The organism is Candidatus Hepatincolaceae symbiont of Strigamia maritima (assembly GCF_055505085.1).
Map to the genome: position 1 here is coordinate 1 of NZ_DBKDTU010000009.1, position 4,635 is coordinate 4,635.

General features: G+C 29.2%; 3 protein-coding genes. All 3 read left to right on the top strand.

What is annotated here, in order from left to right:
* The first annotated feature begins 28 nt into the window (after positions 1-28).
* Positions 29-988, top strand: a complete 960-nt coding sequence (locus ACQCX0_RS00155) for a uracil-DNA glycosylase (RefSeq protein ID WP_462562008.1) — start codon at positions 29-31, stop codon at positions 986-988.
* A gap of 20 nt (positions 989-1,008) precedes the next feature.
* Positions 1,009-2,874 carry a lytic transglycosylase domain-containing protein gene (locus ACQCX0_RS00160; protein WP_462562010.1) on the top strand — a complete coding sequence of 622 codons (1,866 nt, stop codon included), beginning with the start codon at positions 1,009-1,011 and terminating at the stop codon, positions 2,872-2,874.
* A 184-nt stretch (positions 2,875-3,058) separates the two neighbouring features.
* Positions 3,059-3,799, top strand: coding sequence for an RNA methyltransferase (locus tag ACQCX0_RS00165; RefSeq protein WP_462562011.1), 741 nt, complete (start codon positions 3,059-3,061; stop codon positions 3,797-3,799).
* The last annotated feature ends 836 nt before the right edge of the window (positions 3,800-4,635 follow it).

Below are 4,635 nucleotides of genomic sequence, written 5' to 3' on the forward strand. Positions count from 1 at the left end.
AAAAACAATTAATAATGTCTAAGAGCTTATGATAGAAGATAAACGGAAACAGTTAAAATCTTTATTAATTACCTATAAGAATGTTGGTATTGATTATTTAGTTTCAAAAACTAAGTTTTTAGAACCGGTAAGTTTAAATCAGAAGGGTTTTGAGAAGAATGCTATTAATACCACAACTTTAGGAATTAATGTTGTAAAAGTTGATCATATAACAACTAACCATGCAGAAATAGTACAATTAGCACAAGGAGTACCAAACGTAGTACCCTCAGATATAACTACTAACATAAGGGAAAACACTGAAGTAAACTCTAGTGTACCCACGGAATTAGCAGATTCTAAACTCTTTGAGATAAATTACTCTTTGGTTATTAAAAAGGTAACTCAACAGTTGACAGAAGCTAATACTTTAGAAGAAGTTAGAGTAATTCTTAATAATTTTGAGGCATGTACTTTAAAAAAAACTGCCAATAACACCGTATTCGGAGTAGGAAATCATAGTGCTGAGATTTTATTTTTGGGAGAAGCTCCCGGAGCAGATGAAGATTTACTAGGGGAACCTTTTGTAGGAAGAAGTGGAGTATTATTAACTACAGCTCTAAAAGATATTAATCTAACCAGAGAAAATAGTTTTATAACTAATACTATTTTTTGGAGACCTCCAGGGAATAGGAATCCTACTCAAAGTGAGATAGTTTTATGTACTCCTTTTGTTAAAAAAATAATTGAAGTAGTTAATCCTAAAATTATTATAGGAGTAGGTAAGGTTTCTGCTAATTATTTATTAGAAGAAGACACCTCCATTAGTAAATTAAGATCTCTCTGGCATGAAAGAAATTTTGGGTTTACTAATGATAAAAAATGTGTTTTAATAAGGGTTATATATCATCCTGCATATTTACTAAGGAATCCTAGCCAGAAGAAGGTATTTTGGTTTGATTTGTTAGAAATTAAACATAAAATTAAAGAATTAGGTATAAATTTATAGTTATGGATATTTTACACAAAATGAAAACAACTATAATTGTACTAGTAGTGTTTTATTTTTTGATACTAAGCTTTGTTGGGAAGAATTTTGCTAATACTCAAGAAGTTATTACGAAATATGCTATTCCTAATACTGTGGACATTAATTTATATAATAAAATACCTAAAATTTTATCCCAAGAAGATGTGAAGCTTTACCATAAAATTTTTCAATTAGAAGCACAAAATAACTATAAAGATGCCGATAAAATAATCCTTAAATTAGGTAATAAATTGTTATTAGGGTATGTTTATTATGCTAGGTATACTAATGCACATTATCAGGCTACTTTTATAGAATTAAATAATTGGTTAAAGGAATACGGAGACTTAGGTGCTGCTAGGAATATTTATTTATTAGCTAGAAATATAGCTAGTAATAAAGAAAAGAAAAAAATTAATATTCCTACAGTAATTAACTGGGGACCTTTAGTGCCTATTTATAACAGATATAGTAAACTTAAAGAAAGTAATGCTTTAATTGAGAATAATATCTTTACCGTAACAGCTCCTGAGATTAGTAATAATTATGCTAAAAGTATAGATAAGTATCTCAGGAAGGGTAAAACTAAAATAGTAAAGAATTTATTAGAAGATAAAAAAGCGAAAAAACTTTTAAATCCTAAAGCTTATGATTATTATAGTACTAGATTAGCTACTTCTTATTTTATGGATGGTAGAGATGATTTTGCACAACAATGGGCTAAAAAGGCTTTAGTACGTTCCTATGATAGTGCTGCTGATGCTTGGATAGTACTAGGTTTATCCTATTGGAGGCAACATCAGTATCAGCAAGCAGCTGATAGTTTTGGATTTGTGGTAGCAAATAAAGAAAAATTTCCGATTTACAACATAGCTAGAGCAGGATACTGGGCTGCTAGGGCTAATTTAGTTTTAGGAAAATATGATGCCTATTATTATAATCTGGCTGTAACTTCTACCTATACCTATGGATTCTATGGGTTGTTAGCCTCTGAAGAATTAGGTGTTACTATAAACCTTAATAATTCGGTCTTTGAACCTTCTGGGAATTATTTAGATTCTTTAATCGATACTAGACATGGTATCATAGGGCTTGCCTTATTACAAGTTGGGTTAGTTGAGTATTCACAAAAAGAATTTTTAATGATGATGCAGTATGAGCTAGATTCTCTTGAAAATACTGAAGCAGTAAATAGCTTAATTGAGGGGTTAATTTATATAGTAGATAATACGAATATGCCGATGCTTAGCTATAGAATGTCTGGGGTACGCGGGAGTTATTATGGTCTAATAGATTATTCTTATCCGGTGGTAAATTCTGAACCAAATAACGGATATGAGCTAGATCCTACTTTAGTTTTAGCCGTAATTAGAAGAGAGTCTAATTTTGATACCTATGCAGAGAGTTGGGTTGGAGCAAAAGGTTTAATGCAATTAATGCCAACTACTGCTGCAATGGTTATGAAAAGATACGGTTATGATGATACTAACCTAAAGAGATTAAATGTTCCTAAGTATAATATGGATTTAGGGCAGAAATATCTGCAAATGTTAATAGATAATCCGGCAGCAGGAGGAAATTTAATTTACGTGCTAGGTGGTTGGAACGGCGGATTTTCTAATGTTAGAAATTGGAAAAGACAATCTCATCGCCAAGTAGAAGATCCTTTGTTCTTTATAGAGAGTATTCCTTTTCGAGAAACCAAAAATTTTGTAGCTAACGTTATTGCCGATTATTGGATTTATCAGATTAAATTTGATTTAGAACCTAAAACCCTCAAAAATCTTGTTAGAAATCAAAACCCAATTTATGAAGCTGATAGTGCTAGTGTAGCTGAGATAAAAAAAGTAATCTACGGGTATTAAGCTAGGCTTGTTTTGTTATACTAATATCAATATATTTACAACAATGGTTAGTTAGATTAAGTATAGTTCTTCTGAAGAAATTCTTAAGATACCATTCCGTATTAAATTCTTCTCTCTATATTTTAATCTGTGTTAAACTACAATCTACCAATAAGTTTTTATTTTCTAAAAGGCTAATTATACTATGAATAACCCAGTTATTATCTTAGTTAATCCGCAACTTGCCGAAAATATCGGCATGGTAGCACGGGCTATGTTAAATTTTAAATTTGACAACTTATGGCTGGTTAATCCTCAACAAGAATTAGATAAAATTGCTTATAGGGCAAGTTCAGGGGCAGAAATTATTTTAGATAAAGCTACAATTTTTTCAAATTTAAAAGTCGCAGTAGCAGACTTACAATATGTTTTTGCTACCACACAAAGAATTAGAGATTTGAATAAACCTCTTAGTAATTTAGAGGCTGCTTTTGATAAACAGAGGGAGATTGTTAATTGTAAGTTAGGCATTTTGTTTGGTTGTGAAAAGAGCGGGTTGAGTAATGATGATTTAAATTATGCTAATCATGTTATTCATATTAATACTAATCCTAAATTTTCTTCCTTAAATTTAGCTCAAGCAGTATTATTAATTTGCTATAGTTGGAATTCTTTAAGGGTTTCTCGGCAAAATATATCAAGTAATATGATAAATAATGTAATAAATAATAAAGAATATCAAGAGTTAGCAAGTTTTAAAGAACTTGATTACTTTTTAAGTTTTTTAGAAGCAAGACTAAAGGAACAAAATTTTTTCTCTATACCTGAAAAAGAAACTATTATGAGAAGAAATCTTAGAAATATTTTTTTAAAAGCTTCCCTCAGTAGCCAAGAAGTTAAAACTTTACAAGGTATAGTTAGAAAACTTAATAATTATTATGAGTAATTGAGTTAAGCTAGGTGTAGAGAAGGGTAAATTTTAGAAAGGTAAGGATATTAGGTAGAAAAGATATATATTTTTTTATTATGATTTTTTTGAAGGTATGGTAGAGAATCCTGCTCAAAAGCACTATCTTGAGGAAATGCAACAAGAGTGTAATGGTTTGCAAATTATTAAGGAATCTCAAAGTAACAAAACCAGATAAGTTAGGAATGTTTAAGAAGGATGCCTGGTATGAGGAAGGGTTGTGGGAAAACTTAAGAACATATGTAGTAAACAGCAGATAGATATAGTAATTATTCATTATATTTTCAATCAAAAATCTTAGAATTTTTACTAGATACTGTTGTAAAAGTAATAGATTCTCATGATAAAATATCTAATAGATTTAAGTTGTTGCAACCACACGGAATTATTAAAAAATTTTTTAATACAACTAAAACTCAAGAAGCAAACTACCTAAAAAGAGTAAACCTTATAATCATCTCACTACTCAAAAAAATACTATTATTATTTCTTATTTTGAATATAATACAACATAGCTTAATAAGAAATATCATAAATTATAAATCATAGGTTTTGTTGGTAGTAAAAATCGAATCAATACTTTATGTATCCTAAAATTTTTAGAAGTTTTAAGGAGGTTACAAATAGAAGATATCAGAGTTATTGAATTATAAACCTTAAAATATATAGAATCAAGAATGGAATAATCTATCAAATTCATTAGAATTAGGTTGGTTTATAGAAAGATAATACATGCTGATAGCAACATACATTTTAAAAATTAGAATCAAGATGCAAATAAAAATACCTGATAAGGCATTTTGATATAATAAATA